This window comes from Shewanella sp. JNE2 (genome assembly GCF_023159115.1).
Taxonomy (GTDB): Bacteria; Pseudomonadota; Gammaproteobacteria; order Enterobacterales; family Shewanellaceae; genus Shewanella; species Shewanella putrefaciens.
The window spans coordinates 2,901,757-2,916,962 of sequence record NZ_CP096169.1; the positions used below are offsets into that span (position 1 = coordinate 2,901,757).

The following is a 15,206-nucleotide window of genomic DNA, read 5'->3' on the forward strand; positions in this document are numbered from 1 at the left end:
ACGTGACCTTTTTAAGTACGGGGTGCAAGAAGAATGCTACCTGTGCAAGGCGGAGCGAACACAGAGGCGCATGCGTGCCATTGATTGACGATAAACATCACGCTTAGCTTACCGTAAGGAGTGAACGATTCAGGCATTGTTCGGTAACGGGTTAAGCATCAATAGCGCTTCATCTAATGATGATGTGCCCCCTAATAGACTCACACATTGCTATAGGTTTTTTCAAATAAAATTCAGCATCTTAAGCATAAATCACTTTAGCGCTGAGACATTTACTTTGCTAAAAATGGCCATTTGAGACACTTCCCTGCCCTCATTATTGTGCTGTCGCAGGGTTGTTAAGCGACTGTTGTCTTATCAAATACTGGTTGATAACGGTGTACACGCTCAGATCTGCTCTGACAATTACTCGTTTTTTCTGACGACTCCGTCAGATTAGATTTGAGCTAAATTGAGGCTGTTCATAATTCTGTGTCAGGTTAATTTCACAGATCGATATGGTTTTCTAAGCGCCCCTCAAAATGGATTGAGAGCTGTGATAGCGTAAAATTCCAATTTTGGATGGGGTGAGTCCAGCGCTCAGAGGCCTTCAATATACCCGCGTAAAGCAGCTTGAGTAAACTGTTCTCGTTAGCAAAACCGCCCTTCGTTTTGGTTAACTTCTTGGATTGTCGATGTACCGCTTCAACTGCATTGGTGGTGTAGATAGTAGTACGGACATAGTCTGGGTATTTGAAATACACCGATAGCAGCGCCCACTTGTTACGCCATGATTTAATCACCACAGGGTATTTATCGCCCCATTTTGTCTCCAGCTCATCCAGTGCCATTTCAGCCGCATTCAAGGTGGCAGCCTTATAAACTAGCGCAGCCGAAGACGTTTGCTCTTCCAAGATGAATTTGACACGACCATTATCCAGTAAACAGATAGCCAAATAAGTAGCGTATTTTATAATCGATACATTTGCCTTTTATGTGTATTAAAAATTAGATACAACAATCCTTATAATGTATGTAAAATTAGATACTATTGTCGTTGCAGTGTATTTAATTAGAGATACAAAATTATGAAAAAATCCGGTGTCTATGCCGTTGCACTCAAGCAAGTCAAAGCAAAAATTAGCGCTTTACTCGGTTTATCTGTGCCTAAACCGCCGAAAAATGGTTGGGTGCGCAGTATCCGTGAGGCCTTGGGGATGTCGGGCGCGCAATTAGGTGAACGTCTTAATCTCTCTCGTAATCAAGTCTCCATATTGGAGCGTAAAGAAGCCGATGAAACCATCACACTCAAACAACTTAAACAACTGGCGAGCGGGCTCGATGCCGAACTGGTTTATGCGATTATTCCGCGTCAGTCGATTGATGACATGATAGAAGCGCGCGCTATGGAGTTGGCCAAGCAGCGTTTGGCCATGAGCCACCAATCGATGTTTTTAGAAGCACAGCAATTAACCTCAGAGCAACAACAGCAAGCGCTGGTTCAATTAGCCAATGAGATTAAAACTGGCAGCACCCGAGATTTGTGGAAAGTCAGTTTGCAGGAGAAATACCAATGAGTCTGTTTGTTGAACCAGAGGGCGCAACCCAACTAAATGCTGATGATGTTGCCGGGCTGAAATTTGATCACATCACGACTCGCGAAGAGCTTAATGAGCTTGAAAATGCCAACATACTACAAGGGTTGAGTTGGTTAGCCACGACGCCTAAAACCAGCATGAATGACATTCTTTCTATGGCGTTTGTGGAAGAGTTGCATCAACGTTTGCTTGGTGATGTGTGGGAATGGGCCGGCAGCTACCGTCACCGAGAGTTGAACATTGGTGTCGATCCGCTGAATATCCGGCAAGATTTACACAACTTACTGGAAGACATCAAATGCTGGATTGAGTTTGAACACTATGACAGCCTAGAACTCTCGGCTCGGATACAGCACAGGTTAGTTAAAATTCACCCTTTTCCTAACGGCAACGGACGTCACTCGCGCGTGATGACGGACTACATACGAATGGTACTACTCAAACAAAAGCCTTTAGTTTGGTCCAATACAGATTTGGATAAACAAAGCCAAGAGCGGGGTGAGTACATTGCGAGCTTACGCCAAGCTGATGCCGGCGATTATGCGCCTTTAATTCAATATCTTCAGGCGAAAGGGAATGTGACTTAAACCAAGCGTTAAGAGCTAAATATACAATTACAATGTGGATACTTTATTCTACTCACACATATGGACGCTTACATCCCCGCACTAAAAGTACGGGGTTTTACGCTTAATGAGATAGAGACGTTACTAAAAAATGCGGGGATTGAGCAGCCAAGTGTGCTATCTGGACGTAGAGCATTCGCTGTAGAGCTTCACCGCCTCGGCTACGATGTTGCTCACATACTTCATATGCTTGGCAATCGCACTTTGGAGACAACACACAAACTAACTACAGACCCCGTATCAATGGGGGCAATTGCCGCTAATGCATTTTGATTGGTGGTACTAAAAAATAGTACCAAATTCGCTTGAAATGATACTAAAAGGTAGTACTATTGATTTAACAGATTATGAGACTTTATGAACAAAAAACATTTAAGAACGTTGACGGCTATCTTTGCTAGGCCTGTCAGCGGAGCTATCAAGTGGTCTGATATTGAAGCGCTGTTTATTGCTCTAGGGGCTGACATTGAAGAGCGTGAGGGGTCTCGAATTGGTGTGGTGCTGTTTGGTGAAGTTCAGGTATATCACCGCCCACATCCTCAGAAAGAAACTGACAAAGACGCAGTGATAAACATCAAAAAATGGTTAGAAAGGAACGGGGTGAAAGCATGAAAAATCTTATGATGATCAACGGGGTAAAAGCCTTTATTGATTATGATCCAGACGCTGAAACATTCCGTGGTGAGTTCGTAGGCTTAAACGGCGGCGCGGATTTCTATGGTGAAAGCGTCGCTCAATTGGAAGCCGAGGGCGCGAAGTCATTAAGCGTTTTTTTAGAGATGTGTCAGGAGCGTGGCATTGAGCCTTACAAAAACTTCTCTGGCAAATTCAACGTTCGGATCTCGCCAGAGGTTCACGCTCGACTTAATGAAATTGCGCTATCGCAAAGCATTAGTTTGAATGCAGCGGTAGAAAATGCAGTCAATGACTACATTGCACATTCAGCGTAGGACGGAAAATTGTTCCTCGTTTTGCGGGGATGCCAGTGTTGGCATATAGCTAATGTTAAACGGGGTTCACCAGTCAATTAAAGCATGGGCTTGGCAATCTAATTCCTGACTTGCATCTGCACCCAGGCAGTCGTCGCTTTGCGGCGTTCTAGATCTTAGCTTCTAAATCGCCTCTACCGCCATTTTCAGCACGACACTATCCTTTGGCATTAATGCTATACGAAACCCGACTCCGCTAAAAACTCGATTAATAAACTCAACACCGTTTTTACCTTTATCACTTTCGATATCAGACAATGCTTTACGGCTAACGCCAACCATTTTGGCATATTGGTCCTGGCTCAGTGATAACAACTCAACTCTCAGCCATTTAAGTACTTGACCTTGAGTCTTTTTCCCCGAAAAGAGATCCAATGTAGCGGCTAATAATAAATCTTCCCTATCTTTAAGGGTCAAAGGCTTTCGATTAACCGAAATTTTTTTTCGACCACCTCTGCCTTTTGTTTCAATCGAATCCGTTGCAACATTAGATGAAACCGTCATAATAGCCCCCATTGCTGCATTCTCGCTTCTAACGTGGCAAAACCAATTCCCGAATGCGCAAGAATCGATTCTGGCACACCCCGCTGACGTAAACGTTGCTCAAGACCAAGCAAACGAGCAGCGGTTTCATTCAAAGCGCTCATTAACTCATTAGGCGACAGTAAATCAGATAAATGTTCTGCAATTGCAGGAAAGTTATACACGCCACCTAACTCCATTCCCTCACCCCAGGTAAAGGTACGAGTGATCATCTCATAATCTGCTTTCATTGGCGCAAAATCATAAATGGGTGCCAGCTGGACGCGGTTTCCATACTTGATAAAAGAGGTATTTCGGCCATGATTATCTGAATTTCCAAAGGCAATATTTAATAAATCTCTACGTACCCATTCAATCACAAACGCCTCAATGCCACTCTTGCCTTCAAGCTCAGCCTCAACGTCGAGTAGCGTCCTGGTATTACCATAATTTTCTTTTTTATTAAACGCGGCCAAAAGCCGTCTAATCACATCGGCATGTAGCAAAGGCTTTGCTGTCGGCTCACCTAAAATGGCATAAACCGACTCCATGCCATAACTCACCATTGCTCCCGCCTCAACACCGTAATCAAAGCGTGGCAACCATAAAGAAGGGCCACGTTCAGCTTCAATAAGCTTCATCGACTCAACGGAAATAGTCTCAAAGCCCAATTGTGTAAGCTCATGATAAAAATGATACTCTGCTCGCAAAATATCGCCATCCAGAGTGGTTTTACCCCTTGGAAACTTAACTAAATAAGGCTGATCGAGATTACGCGGATCATCTTGAAAGGTATCAATCCAAACATCTTGCTGCGCATTTAATCGCACTAATAACTTAGGTGCGGCCCCGCCTGCGCCGGAAGCGCCACCTGCTGCTGCACCGCGAGACTGGGCATACTCAATAAAATCAATCTGCAACTCACTGACATCAGCGATACTAAAGGTAACAGGTAATGATCTTTTAGCCTTTTCAGGCACCGATTCTTTTATACGTAAGTTGCCAATTGGCGCGATAGTTCCATATTTCAACAATTGGAAATCACGTTCCAAATTAGGCAAATCCTGCAATCCAAGCCGCTTAACCCAATAATCCCGGCTGGAACCTGCTGGCATAATATCTTCTAAAAAACGATGCCAGTGAGGGCTTCGCAACGGGATATTATCAACGGGTAACGATACACTCACTGCAGTTTGCGCAAATTGATGGAAGTAATACGTGACATGTTCGATCTCATAATTTAATACACATGGCCCGCCAGTGCCCTTATCTGGCGCATAAAACTCCACCAAAGCAACATCACGCCATTCTCCGGCAATGTTCATCTGCACCGTTAAAATTTGCATTACCTAACCCCTAAAAGCAGACGACAATTAATGAACACTATAGCACTCAAAAATAGATAAAACAGCTAATTAATGCAACCTACAGCACTCAGTAATTAAGAAAAATACTAATTAATGACACCTAAAAAACGCAAAAACAGTCAGAGAAAATAAGATGGGAGGAAAAGCAAAGACGTTGACGGTTGACTGAACGCTCGCAAGCTCACCGTCCGGGCGGAGCCCGTTCAGTAACCTGCAGCGGTAAAACGGCGTTCCTAGATGTATGGACTCCCTCCCACTAAGAGGATACGGTCTTAATCGATTCAAAGATTAGCCAAAGGAGTCCATACATCTCGAGCAACGCTCCAGCTTCTGTTATATGCCAGTAATCAAAAAATCGATAGCCGCTACGATCTCATCCCTGAAACTACTCAACTCATTGACAGGCTCACGTAAAATCTTCGTTGGTACACTTGCCATTTGGTGAGTTAACATCACGAAGTCACCCTCATCGATATGGATCACAGGGCATAAATGCCTAGGGGCTTTTTTCTCCAATAGTTCGACAGGTGTTAGCGGAATAACTAACCGAGTATTCAAGATATTAAGCAATTCACTTTGAACATCAACAAAGTAAGGATATGCAATTGCAGTGCTCTTATCGTGGTTTTGGTATAAGGCAAACTGTGACATTAGAATACTCGGTAAGAATCAGAAAATAAGCCTTGTTTTTCAACCAATTCATTGCAAGCGTTAATCGCTTGGGCATTTTGTTCTAACCATTCGGCTTTTAGGCGATGCTTTACTTCTTTCTCAAGAGCCTTTTCCATTGTCGCTGAAAGATTTATGTTCAGGCGTTTAGCTTCCGCTAATAACTCACTGTTTAAGCTTAAATTTGTAGCTTTTTTGTGTACTTGATTGCTATATTTGTTTCTCATAACAATAACCCATGCGCGTTGTTTGTGCGCATAAATTATAAGTATGGATAGGATATATAACAAGCCATCAAAGATGGCGCTGAGTGTATCTATAAACTGCAGCAGTAAAACAGCATTCGTAGAATGCTTAAGCGCATCGCTACTAGAGTCTAAACCCTAGAGCCACGTAGTGGCGTTCTAGCAGTTGCGTCGCAACGCCAAAGCGTCTCCCAGCCGAAGGCCGTCCTTTTTGCTGCGCCTTATATGCTATATACTCTCCCTGTATTCATTAAATCGTGCAATGGGCCTATGCAACAACTAAATGAAAGCATTATTTGATGTTCAGTTTGGTGCACTCTGTGCCGTCATTGCAGGGGCTCGTGGTTGGACGGACATTCGTGAATACGTTCTGGGTCACCATGAATAGTTTCGCCGTCAACAGTTAGATGTAATATTTGGCGAGGATGCCTGCCAAATTTATCGGGAGAATGCGGCATAAAATGTCGCTAATTTGCATCATATGTCACTGAACATGCTACGAGCTACACCTCAAGCCCATACCGATTACCGATATACTTTTCAATGACCTGCTTCATTGCAATTAACATCTTACTATTGAAGTCCCTACCTCCTGCAAATCAAGATATTCACTATATCGATTTGATTCTCGGCACAAACGCAGTGAAGTTCCGCCCTGAAAAACCAAGTTATCGAGTACCCAAGCTTCATCCAGTGCATACAAGATGTCGTAATGAAGAAGTTCTTTCTCAATGACAGGGCGCATATCCTTTGCGCCTCCTTGTTCCACAGCTTTAAGTTACTTTTATCCTACGAGTTTAGAGTATCAAAGTACTATGTAGATCTTTTTATGGAAAACTAAACTGTAGATATTTCCCTTCTGGAAAAATTGAATTACCCTCACTAAGAACTTAGTCTTTGTGAGGGTATTTTCATGGTGTTAGTTATAAACTCCACTGCTCTTGAGGTACCACGAATTTTTCCTCAGAGAGATGAGATTCGCCCCATAAAGCTGAAGGGATTTCCGACATTTTATAACTCGAAATACGAATACATAATGCCAGTCAACTTCAAAGCCATAATGGAACTCTTAATTTATTCAACAAGAATTTTTGGCAGCATGTTTTACCGCATCGTCATATATATGATGCAGCAAAGGCTCCAAGCCCTAAAGCAAACATGAGAAAAGCATTTGAGAAAGCTGGTGCTGAAAAAACAACAGTCTGGCCATGGGAGTAATGTTATGAAACTTAATGATTTATTTATTGCTGATGGAGTTATTGAGGGTTACTGTTTTGAAAATAACATCTTATTACTTGTGTTTAAAGATTTTAGGGGCTCTGCTTACAATTTGAAATTCAACGGTTGTACTAGCATTGAAGAAAATGGCAGTGTTGGCTTTAGTTTATGTAAAGCAAGTAGCAACAATAACGAATGGACTGTTTATGATGATGATGGTCAAGTTTTAGCTGTGATGTTTTCTTCGGTTGAAATTACTCCCAAAAGTTAAGTTGTATATCGATTGTACATTGTGGAATCTAGACTATTTTTGCCAGTCATTACTTTGCACTAAGGAGCTGGCAAAGTGTAGTGGCATAGTGAATTTGGCCACTATTTGGCCATATATGGACGCCTCAGCTTTTACAACACTTTTGAATGATTGGTTCACTACCATATATTCGGCGTCTTAATAGGCATTTTACCCGCGCCATGATGTAAATCCGAAACCTATTACCTTATCACTACATCGGCATTTAATGCCTTGGTCAAGTCAGGCTCTAATAGGTACGGTTGACCGTTTATTCATCAGTGCATGTAAACTTTTAGGTGATACTTAACGTCTTACGCAAACGCTTTATTAACGTCAAAATTATCGTTACTCGTGAGGATCCGCCATCCTATACGCGCTATTTTATTAGCCAATGCGACAACGGCTTTGTGTCGACCTTGCCTTAACGCAAGCGCATTAAACCATCGTCCAAGTCTATCATCACGTTTGCTCGCAAATCGGCCAACGGCTCTGGCGCCGTGTATGAGTAAAACACGTAGTTCTGAGCTGCCATTTTTCGTGATCGATCCTAGTCGAACTTTTCCACCAGAACTCGATTGCGATGGCACTAAGCCACACCATGCAGATAATTGCCGGCCATTTTTAAATTGATGACCCGAACCTAATTCACTCATAAAGCTTGCTGTGACTAATGGTCCAAAGCCAGGGATCGACAGCAATGCATTGTAGCGAGGTTGGATTTGACATAGCGCTTTAATGTCGCGCTCGATTTGATTAATTCTCTCATTTAAAACACATAAATCTTCATATAAAAGTTTTAACAGGTAATGAAGCGTATGAGACAGTTCATGCTCATTATTTGCTAAAATACGGCTAAGTGACGCTTGTAATTGCAACCTGCCGACAGAGAAGATCACACCAGACTCGCTCGCTAGGCTTCGAATTTGATTGACCATGGCGGTTCGATTTTGAACGAGACGACTACGTACACAACGTAATGCTTTAATGTCTTGTTGCTCAACAGTTTTAACTGGAACCATGTGGATATTAGGTCTGAAAACCGCTTCGCATATAGCGAGGGCATCGTTGGCATCATTCTTTTGGTTTGCAACAAATGGCTTAACATGTTGAGCAGGAATCAATTGCACTTGATAACCAAGAGCTTGAAATTGTCTTCCCCAGTAATGCGCCGTACCACAGGCCTCCATAGCAATAAGGCTACCTTCGGGGAATTGTCTAATTTTATCGAGCAGCTTGTTTCTGTTAACCTTTTTGTTACTCATGACAGAGTTATCCATAAGACAAACACAAACTTGAAAAACATTTTTGGCTAAATCGATACCAATAACTTTAATATCCATGATGGAAACCTCCAGAACTATTTGTCAGCTTTAAGCTTGGCATAATACTGCAAGCTTAGGTGCTGAGGCGTCCATCACATCACTACAAAAGCAATCACACAACAAACATTACCTTTTATAATACACCGAATTTAGGCCATAAAACTCTGGAAAAACGTTTTCCAGAGTTTATTTTTATTGTGATTTCCTTAAAAATTTTTACTTTTCTGGAAAAACTCATAACATACTAAATTATAGATATTTTTATCTTTTTCCAGAAAACCATCTAAAGAGTACGGCGTTTTTCAAGCTAGTTGTCACCATCGACCGTTTTAAGCGGCCTTTTTTTCCACTTCTTTAACTGACTCTTTTTCCGGATTCAGTGTTGTCGGTCCCACAGGTTCGCAGTTCCGTACTTCTCGTTTTCCCCAACGACTTGGATTTTCTGCTTTCGCCGCTTCAATCCGTTCTTTGCGCTTTGCCAGCAGGAGTTGATCCTGACCGGTATGACGTTGGTGCGGGGTCACGAACCGTAGTTTGCTGTGCTTGTGTTCGTAGTTGTACCAGCGCGTAAACTTCAGCACCCAAGTCCTTGCTTCATCGATACTTTTAAAACCTGCTGATGGCCAATCAGGCCGATATTTACAGGTGCGGAACAACGACTCTGCAAACGGGTTATCGTTGCTCACTCGTGGCCTGCTGTACGATGTCGTTACACCAAGCTCATACGCCTTCATTCGCATGGTCTGCGATTTCATTGGCGCACCGTTGTCCGAATGCAGCACGACTCCACTGTGTAAACATTTCTCCCGGACCAGTGTCTGCTCTAACAATTTCGCGGCGTTTTCTCCACTTTCCTGTTCAAACACTTCACAACCAACAATTTTCCGGCTGAACAAATCTTCCAGCATGTACAGGTAATAAAACTGCCCACGCACCGTGCTTGGCAAGTAGGTGATATCCCAACAGAGCACCTGGCCAGGCCCGGTCGCTGTGTAGGTCGTTGGCAGCGTTGACCCTTTCGGCGCTAAACTCCGGCCGCGATGATGCAGCTGACCAAAGGCTTTTAATACCCGATAAAATGTTGATTCAGAACCATAATATTCATCTTCATCCAGCAGCGTTGGGACGATTTGCGATGGCGGTAAGCTGGCAAACTTTGGCCAATTACACACCTCGATGATTTTCGCCTGTTCTTTTTCCGTCAGCTTATTCGATGGCTGCGGCCGAATCGCATCCGGCCTTTTGTCTGCGGTGATCTGGCCATCCCGATACCAGCGCCGATAAGTGCGCAGTGTAATGCCAGCTTCTTCGCAAGTCAGATGAAGCCTGGCGCCAGCCTGGTTCGCTTCCTGTATCAAGTTTACACATTCAGTGCGCTCTGAGACCAAGGTTAATCGTCCTCGTTGTCGTTCTCCCAAAGCGCATTTAACTTTTTTCTAAGCACCAACAAGGCTGCGGTTTCAGCCAAAGCTTTTTCTTTGCGCCTCAACTCGCTCTTTAACTGTTTAATTTCCTTATGGTCGGCTTGGCGCTGCCGTTTAGCTTCCAATTCCTGCTCGCGGGAGCTCATAAACCCTCGCAGTGCATTGGCTTTCCAGGCCTTTACCTGATCAACATACAGACCTTTAGCTCGACAATACTCACTCAATTCGGCTTCATTTAAACTGGCAGTTTCAAGCACTGTGGCAAACTTAGCTTCTGCTGACCAATGTTCTGAGGTTGGTTTACTTCCGGGCACAGGACGACCTTGTTGTTTGGCTTTATCCCGCCAATTATACAAAGTTTGTACGCCAATCCCTTCTTGTCTGGAAACTTCTGCTACGGTCATGTTCGAAGGAGGCAGTAACTTGTTCAAAATCTGCTGCTTACGTTCTTCACTATAACTCGGCACAATTAAGCCTTAACGCCCCAACTGGTTAAATTTTAAGTAGTGACAACTATCCTGCCAGAGCGGGAGTATAGGAGCAAATAAACCAACTACTTTTTATAGCACCTAAAGGTGTTGTACTGAACTCTTCATGGCTACTAGAAAAAGAGTATAGTTTACAATTACAAGATCGATACAAAAAAGTCAGTGGTTCAAATCAGTTGGCAGAGGCGCTTTGATACGTAATAAGGATCTGTTGATTATTAATTGAAATAAGTTGAGCTACGCTGCCGTAAGCTCACCATTAAACGTTAAACGCTGATTGTTTCATGGTTTGCTCGGCTCGGCTGACCCCTAGCCGCTTAGCAACGGTTTGCCATTGCTTAACCGCCATTAATACTTCATCGTAAATTTGCGTGGCTTGGGTTTGCGAAAGTCGGAAGAAGTCTTTTACGTCAAAGGCTAATTGGTAGTCTAGAGCGTTGTCTGTATCGGTAATATTCAGATGCAGGCCATGCTTACCCACTATCGGGTTTAAATCATAAGCGGGTGATAACTTCCAACCATTCTTTGTTAATAAAAACCCATGGTTACGCAGGTGATCATCCGTGTTGGACACCGCAATATTAAACACGATACGTCGCCATAACTGTGCTAAATCAGCTTCGGTTTGCGCACCACAATTGGAAATAAATTCAGCAATCTCTAAGTAGCTGGCACCTTGAAATTGTTCACCATCATAGTATTGAAGCTGTGTCATGGCCGATGAAAAATGCAGTCGCTTTTCGCCATCGCGGTCAAACCGTTTTGTTAAAAAGGTATGGTGCTGTGACGAAAACTGCTTGATCTCACTTGGAAACATGTCAACACCTGCCGCCAAAGCCAATTCATAACAGACCATCTCCCATGCGCCCACGTCATGGGTATCATTTAGATTGGGAAACTTTGCAATCCACAAGTGGCCTTGTTCATCTGTGACACAAGCCTTGGGCCTTGCACCACCTAATGATGAGCCTGGAGAAATCAGCATTTTCAACCAGCGATAATACTCGTCACTGTCGATGTCATCGTCTTTTTCAATCTGTATGGCTGCGTGCTCTAGCTCTCGCAAAGAAGCCATTGGCGGCGCAGCAAATTCAGAATTGTCGTCCAAAAAAGCATTCGAGCCTGCTCGCTTAAATCGAATACCACCCATCCGGTAAGAGTCGTGCACGCCCAACAGGTAATCCAATTCGTTTAATCGACTTGTTGCTCGAATGCCTTTGCGCGCATCAATCGCCGCACGCCGTTGCATTAAAATACGTCCCCATCTATCAGGCGATGAATCAAGAAATGCGCGAAAGTTTTTATCGGCTTCATCGTTGTAGAGTTCACCGGAGTGAAGCGTCAAGATTGGATCAATTTGCAAGCGACAGGCTGAGGTTAAAAATGCTTTATCGTAGGCAAAACTAAACACGCCACCTCGGCTTGAATCGCTATAAGTAAGCCGCCCTATTAGCAGTGGCGCTTCGATTGGCTGCCAGTCGGCATAGACTTCGACGATTTCACGGCTCATCTTGAACCTTCCAGCAATTTTATGTTTTGCAGCTTGATACCCACTTCATCATGAGCGGCCATTTCCGCAAAGTTGCTTTCCATGCCAAGTACGGCCATTACTTTTAAGTAAGTGCCTATGGCAACGCCCGGATCACCTGCGAAGACTTTGTTCACGGTTTTATGATCAAAACCAGTACGTTCACACAGCAGCTTTTTTGTAAAACCACGTCGTTTCATCGCCAACAACAAGTCCTCACCAAAATGAGTCAGGATTTTGCGTTGCTTTGGAAACAGTACATTGTGTAAATCACGCTTAGCCACACCACCAACCAAAGGGACTATATTCCCACTATTCAGCCATTAATGGGAATATAGTCCAACCTTGAAATCAAAGCAACTCTAACATGTGAAAGGCAGGACTATATTCCCATTTTACTGAATATTATAGGATTTATATCCCACTTTTAGGTTTAGATTGCGCGTTGGCCAAAGCGATGATGTGAATCCCTGAATTTCAAAGGCAACCAAATCACACTTTTGTGTGATCTGATCCAGTAGTTCTGTACACCGCGCTAAGTGAGTAAAATCACATAACGAGGTGCCTATGACAACTAAAAAGAACCGTAAGACTTATACCGCAGAATTTAAAACCGAAGCCCTGAAACTGGCCGAGCGTGTTGGCGTGGCCGAAGCAGCACGGCAGTTGACGCTATACGAAACCCAGATTTACAACTGGCGTAATGCATCAGAGAAAAAATCCACTACCAGCCAGCGTGAAGCTGAACTAGCGGCCGAAGTAGCTAAGTTACGTCGCCAACTGGCTGATCAGGCTGAGGATTTAGCCATCTTAAAAAAGGCCGCAACCTACTTCGCGAAAAATCAAAAGTAGCTGCATTTGAATTTATGCTGGAGCACCAACACAGGTTCCGCCTGCTGCGCATGGCCGCTGTGTTTGGTGTATCGCGAAGTGGGTATTATCAGTGGCGTCGTACCGGTGAAGAACCTGGCGAGAAAGCCCTACGGCGGGCCGCGCTGGACGAGAAAATCAATAAGGCTTTTACGCAAGGTAAGCAACGTGACGGTGCGCGCCGTATTCAGGTTGCGTTGGCTGAAAATGGCGACCATGCAGACCTGAAAGCGATATTGAACAGCATGAAAAGACAAGGGTTAAAAGCCAAAGCAGCTCGTAAGTTCAAGGTGACCACAGATAGCAACCATCAGTTGCCAGTGGCCCCAAATTTGCTGGAGCAGAACTTTAGTGCGGATGCGCCCAACCAGAAATGGGTAGGTGACATCACGTATTTGCTAACCAACGAGGGCTGGCTCTATCTGGCCAGAAAACTATGAATTAAAGAAAGTAGCTTAGTGGCGTGTCCAGTGTTGCCGGATCAGATCAGGAGTGGAAGTACCAACTTTACTTCACACTGCAAGCAAGGTCACCGGTGTTAATCTGGGGCTGTTTCATTTCGCCATCGAATCGAATGGCAAAAAGATAGCCAACCGAAGATTTGTAAAGCGTGCTGAGAAAAACCTCAGACGTAAGCAGCGTCAGCTATCAAGAAAAGCAAAAACTAGATTGATGGTCGCCAAATGCCATGAAAAAGCAGCGAATGCTCGCGCTAATTTAGTAAATCAGACTATGTTGATTAAGTTCAGCTATGCTGCCGTAAGCTTACAATCAGTTTACGCCGCCTACGACTGCCGTTGGTTTCTTTGGCTTTGTCCTGCCCTGTACATATCCAGCCGTGTGAGATTTTGGTTGCCTGAGTCTGAGTTAAATGGGCAATTAACTCTGCGGTTTGCTCAACAGATTACAGGCTTTGTGAACCGCGACATTTTCAGACTTGAGCTTCTCTGACAAGGTGTAATCGGCAAGGTGACGGCGGACCGTTGATTCATTTATCCGTAATGCTTGAGAAATCATTGCCGCGGTCCAGCCTTCGGATGCAAGAAGTACTGCTTTAATGCGGTCACAAACAAGCCCGTCACGCGTTTGAGCATGCAGGGTCTCTAGGACTTGTTTTTGGTCAGGAGTAGTCTCGTGACAGCGACCTTAATCCTCATGTCACTGAAAATCAAGCATCTTCATTGATCACGAGTATAGGAGGGTTGAGCCATATCTGATTTCCTCTTCTTAACTGACCAATACTCGCACTTTTGCGAGCACTTCATTTAGCACTGCAACGGGAGCTTTTTCGATATACTTGACGTCCCTTGCTGCGTAGTCAATCGTCTTGACTTGTTGACACAAAACAACACCTTTGGTTTTGTCGGTATCAACAGCAACCTCGAAACCATGACCTCTAACCCTAGATGTTATTGGCGCGACTAAAGCAAGTTGAATTTGCTTGTTGAACGGCTCAGGCGAAAGTACCAGCGCAGGACGATGATGAGCCTGCTCGTGTCCCGCAGATGGGTCAAAATCAATCCACACTATGTCACCTCGTTTTGGGGTGTAACTCATTAGATTTCTTCCTTGCCTACAGGTGACGAACTCAGCCATTGAGTATCTTCTGAATCAAGTTCAAAAGACCCTTTTGGACTGGCACTTAGCAACTCATCAAGTGTGAATATTGGGGTTGCTGGGCTCATCACAATACGCCCCTGAACAACCTCTATTTCAACTTGATCCCCCATACCGAACCCTGCCTTCTTCAGCACGGCAGCAGGGATAATTGCTCCAGCAGAGTTCCCCCATTTTTTGATACTGGTCTGCATATTAACCTCACCAACTATGATACATTGTTTAAACATGCTACCACCAAATATAGGGTTATACAATGTATAACTTCATGTTAAGGTGCAATATCGAGTGCTTGGCTGATAGCTCGCGGATCAACATCAAGATACGGCCAACCCAGCAATTCAAGAGTTCTAGAATTAAAGGCGGCTGGACGGTCATTTCTGCTTATGGAAGCTGCGTAAGTTTCGATACTATCGAGCAGCGGCTAACGAAATAAAAAGCATCACCCGATA

16 protein-coding genes and 4 pseudogenes are annotated in these 15,206 nt (G+C 44.0%); 7 read left to right on the plus strand and 13 right to left on the minus strand.

Features of this window, described 5'->3' with window-relative positions; translation table 11 throughout:
• Positions 1-485: 485 nt before the first annotated feature.
• Positions 486-863: pseudogene (locus MZ182_RS12920) on the minus strand (transposase); the annotation flags it as partial.
• A 204-nt stretch (positions 864-1,067) separates the two neighbouring features.
• Between MZ182_RS12920 and MZ182_RS12925 the strand changes: the two are divergent.
• The 4 genes from MZ182_RS12925 to MZ182_RS12940 all read left to right on the plus strand — a co-directional run bounded on the left by MZ182_RS12925 (position 1,068) and on the right by MZ182_RS12940 (position 3,153).
• Positions 1,068-1,556: a mobile mystery protein A gene (locus MZ182_RS12925; protein ID WP_069453178.1), complete on the plus strand. Its 489-nt coding sequence runs from the start codon at positions 1,068-1,070 to the stop codon at positions 1,554-1,556.
• Positions 1,553-2,164: a mobile mystery protein B gene (locus MZ182_RS12930; RefSeq protein ID WP_248069777.1), complete on the plus strand. Its 612-nt coding sequence runs from the start codon at positions 1,553-1,555 to the stop codon at positions 2,162-2,164. Before MZ182_RS12925 ends, MZ182_RS12930 begins: the two co-directional genes overlap by 4 nt.
• Positions 2,165-2,560: 396 nt before the next feature.
• Positions 2,561-2,815, plus strand: a complete 255-nt coding sequence (locus MZ182_RS12935; RefSeq protein ID WP_248069775.1) for a type II toxin-antitoxin system HicA family toxin — start codon at positions 2,561-2,563, stop codon at positions 2,813-2,815.
• Positions 2,812-3,153 (plus strand): type II toxin-antitoxin system HicB family antitoxin, encoded by a 342-nt coding sequence (locus tag MZ182_RS12940; protein WP_014610929.1) that lies wholly within the window; start codon positions 2,812-2,814, stop codon positions 3,151-3,153. Before MZ182_RS12935 ends, MZ182_RS12940 begins: the two co-directional genes overlap by 4 nt.
• 162 nt (positions 3,154-3,315) lie before the next feature.
• Here the strand turns inward: MZ182_RS12940 and MZ182_RS12945 are convergent, their stop codons facing one another.
• The 5 genes from MZ182_RS12945 to MZ182_RS21440 form a co-directional block, all read right to left on the minus strand.
• Positions 3,316-3,696: a helix-turn-helix transcriptional regulator gene (locus MZ182_RS12945; protein ID WP_248069773.1), complete on the minus strand. Its 381-nt coding sequence runs from the start codon at positions 3,694-3,696 to the stop codon at positions 3,316-3,318.
• Positions 3,693-5,060 carry a type II toxin-antitoxin system HipA family toxin gene (locus MZ182_RS12950; RefSeq protein WP_248069771.1) on the minus strand — a complete coding sequence of 456 codons (1,368 nt, stop codon included), beginning with the start codon at positions 5,058-5,060 and terminating at the stop codon, positions 3,693-3,695. Before MZ182_RS12950 ends, MZ182_RS12945 begins: the two co-directional genes overlap by 4 nt.
• Positions 5,061-5,414: 354 nt before the next feature.
• Positions 5,415-5,732 carry a CcdB family protein gene (locus MZ182_RS12955; protein ID WP_014610892.1) on the minus strand — a complete coding sequence of 106 codons (318 nt, stop codon included), beginning with the start codon at positions 5,730-5,732 and terminating at the stop codon, positions 5,415-5,417.
• Entirely contained in the window at positions 5,732-5,977 is a 246-nt protein-coding gene (locus MZ182_RS12960; protein ID WP_014610893.1) for a type II toxin-antitoxin system CcdA family antitoxin, read from the minus strand. The genes MZ182_RS12955 and MZ182_RS12960 overlap by 1 nt, the downstream gene beginning before the upstream one ends.
• Positions 5,978-6,557: 580 nt before the next feature.
• On the minus strand, positions 6,558-6,740 hold the full coding sequence (locus MZ182_RS21440) for a nucleotidyl transferase AbiEii/AbiGii toxin family protein (RefSeq protein WP_041412043.1): 183 nt from the start codon (positions 6,738-6,740) through the stop codon (positions 6,558-6,560).
• 477 nt (positions 6,741-7,217) lie between these two features.
• Here MZ182_RS21440 and MZ182_RS12970 point away from each other — a divergent pair, with 477 nt between their 5' ends.
• Entirely contained in the window at positions 7,218-7,484 is a 267-nt protein-coding gene (locus tag MZ182_RS12970) for a hypothetical protein (RefSeq protein WP_140906946.1), read from the plus strand.
• Positions 7,485-7,816: 332 nt separating this feature from the next.
• On the opposite strand, the gene MZ182_RS12975 is transcribed toward MZ182_RS12970, so the two are convergent.
• From MZ182_RS12975 to MZ182_RS12990, 4 genes are all read right to left on the minus strand, one after another.
• A complete protein-coding gene (locus MZ182_RS12975) occupies positions 7,817-8,845 on the minus strand; it encodes an IS110-like element ISSba8 family transposase (RefSeq protein WP_248114724.1) in 1,029 nt (342 codons plus the stop codon).
• Between the two features lie 311 nt (positions 8,846-9,156).
• A protein-coding gene (locus MZ182_RS12980) for an IS3 family transposase (protein WP_248085119.1) occupies positions 9,157-10,718 on the minus strand; the annotation gives its coding sequence in 2 pieces (ribosomal slippage) (positions 9,157-10,250 and positions 10,250-10,718; 1,563 coding nt in all).
• A 280-nt stretch (positions 10,719-10,998) separates the two neighbouring features.
• Positions 10,999-12,249, minus strand: a complete 1,251-nt coding sequence (locus tag MZ182_RS12985) for a type II toxin-antitoxin system HipA family toxin (protein WP_248069812.1) — start codon at positions 12,247-12,249, stop codon at positions 10,999-11,001.
• A complete protein-coding gene (locus MZ182_RS12990) occupies positions 12,246-12,551 on the minus strand; it encodes a helix-turn-helix domain-containing protein (protein ID WP_004249763.1) in 306 nt (101 codons plus the stop codon). Before MZ182_RS12990 ends, MZ182_RS12985 begins: the two co-directional genes overlap by 4 nt.
• Positions 12,552-12,834: 283 nt before the next feature.
• Between MZ182_RS12990 and MZ182_RS12995 the strand changes: the two are divergent.
• Both MZ182_RS12995 and MZ182_RS21445 read left to right on the plus strand, forming a co-directional pair.
• A pseudogene (locus tag MZ182_RS12995) lies at positions 12,835-13,565 on the plus strand (IS3 family transposase); the annotation flags it as partial.
• Positions 13,566-13,629: 64 nt separating this feature from the next.
• Positions 13,630-13,857: pseudogene (locus MZ182_RS21445) on the plus strand (transposase); the annotation flags it as partial.
• Between the two features lie 40 nt (positions 13,858-13,897).
• On the opposite strand, the pseudogene MZ182_RS13000 reads toward MZ182_RS21445, so the two are convergent.
• The 3 genes and pseudogenes from MZ182_RS13000 to MZ182_RS13010 form a co-directional block, all read right to left on the minus strand.
• A pseudogene (locus MZ182_RS13000) lies at positions 13,898-14,235 on the minus strand (helix-turn-helix domain-containing protein); the annotation flags it as partial.
• Between the two features lie 129 nt (positions 14,236-14,364).
• The gene (locus MZ182_RS13005) at positions 14,365-14,694 is read right to left on the minus strand and encodes a type II toxin-antitoxin system PemK/MazF family toxin (protein ID WP_014610905.1); all 330 of its coding nucleotides are present in this window, start codon (positions 14,692-14,694) and stop codon (positions 14,365-14,367) included.
• Entirely contained in the window at positions 14,694-14,948 is a 255-nt protein-coding gene (locus MZ182_RS13010; RefSeq protein ID WP_086904821.1) for an AbrB/MazE/SpoVT family DNA-binding domain-containing protein, read from the minus strand. The genes MZ182_RS13005 and MZ182_RS13010 overlap by 1 nt, the downstream gene beginning before the upstream one ends.
• Between the last annotated feature and the right edge of the window lie 258 nt (positions 14,949-15,206).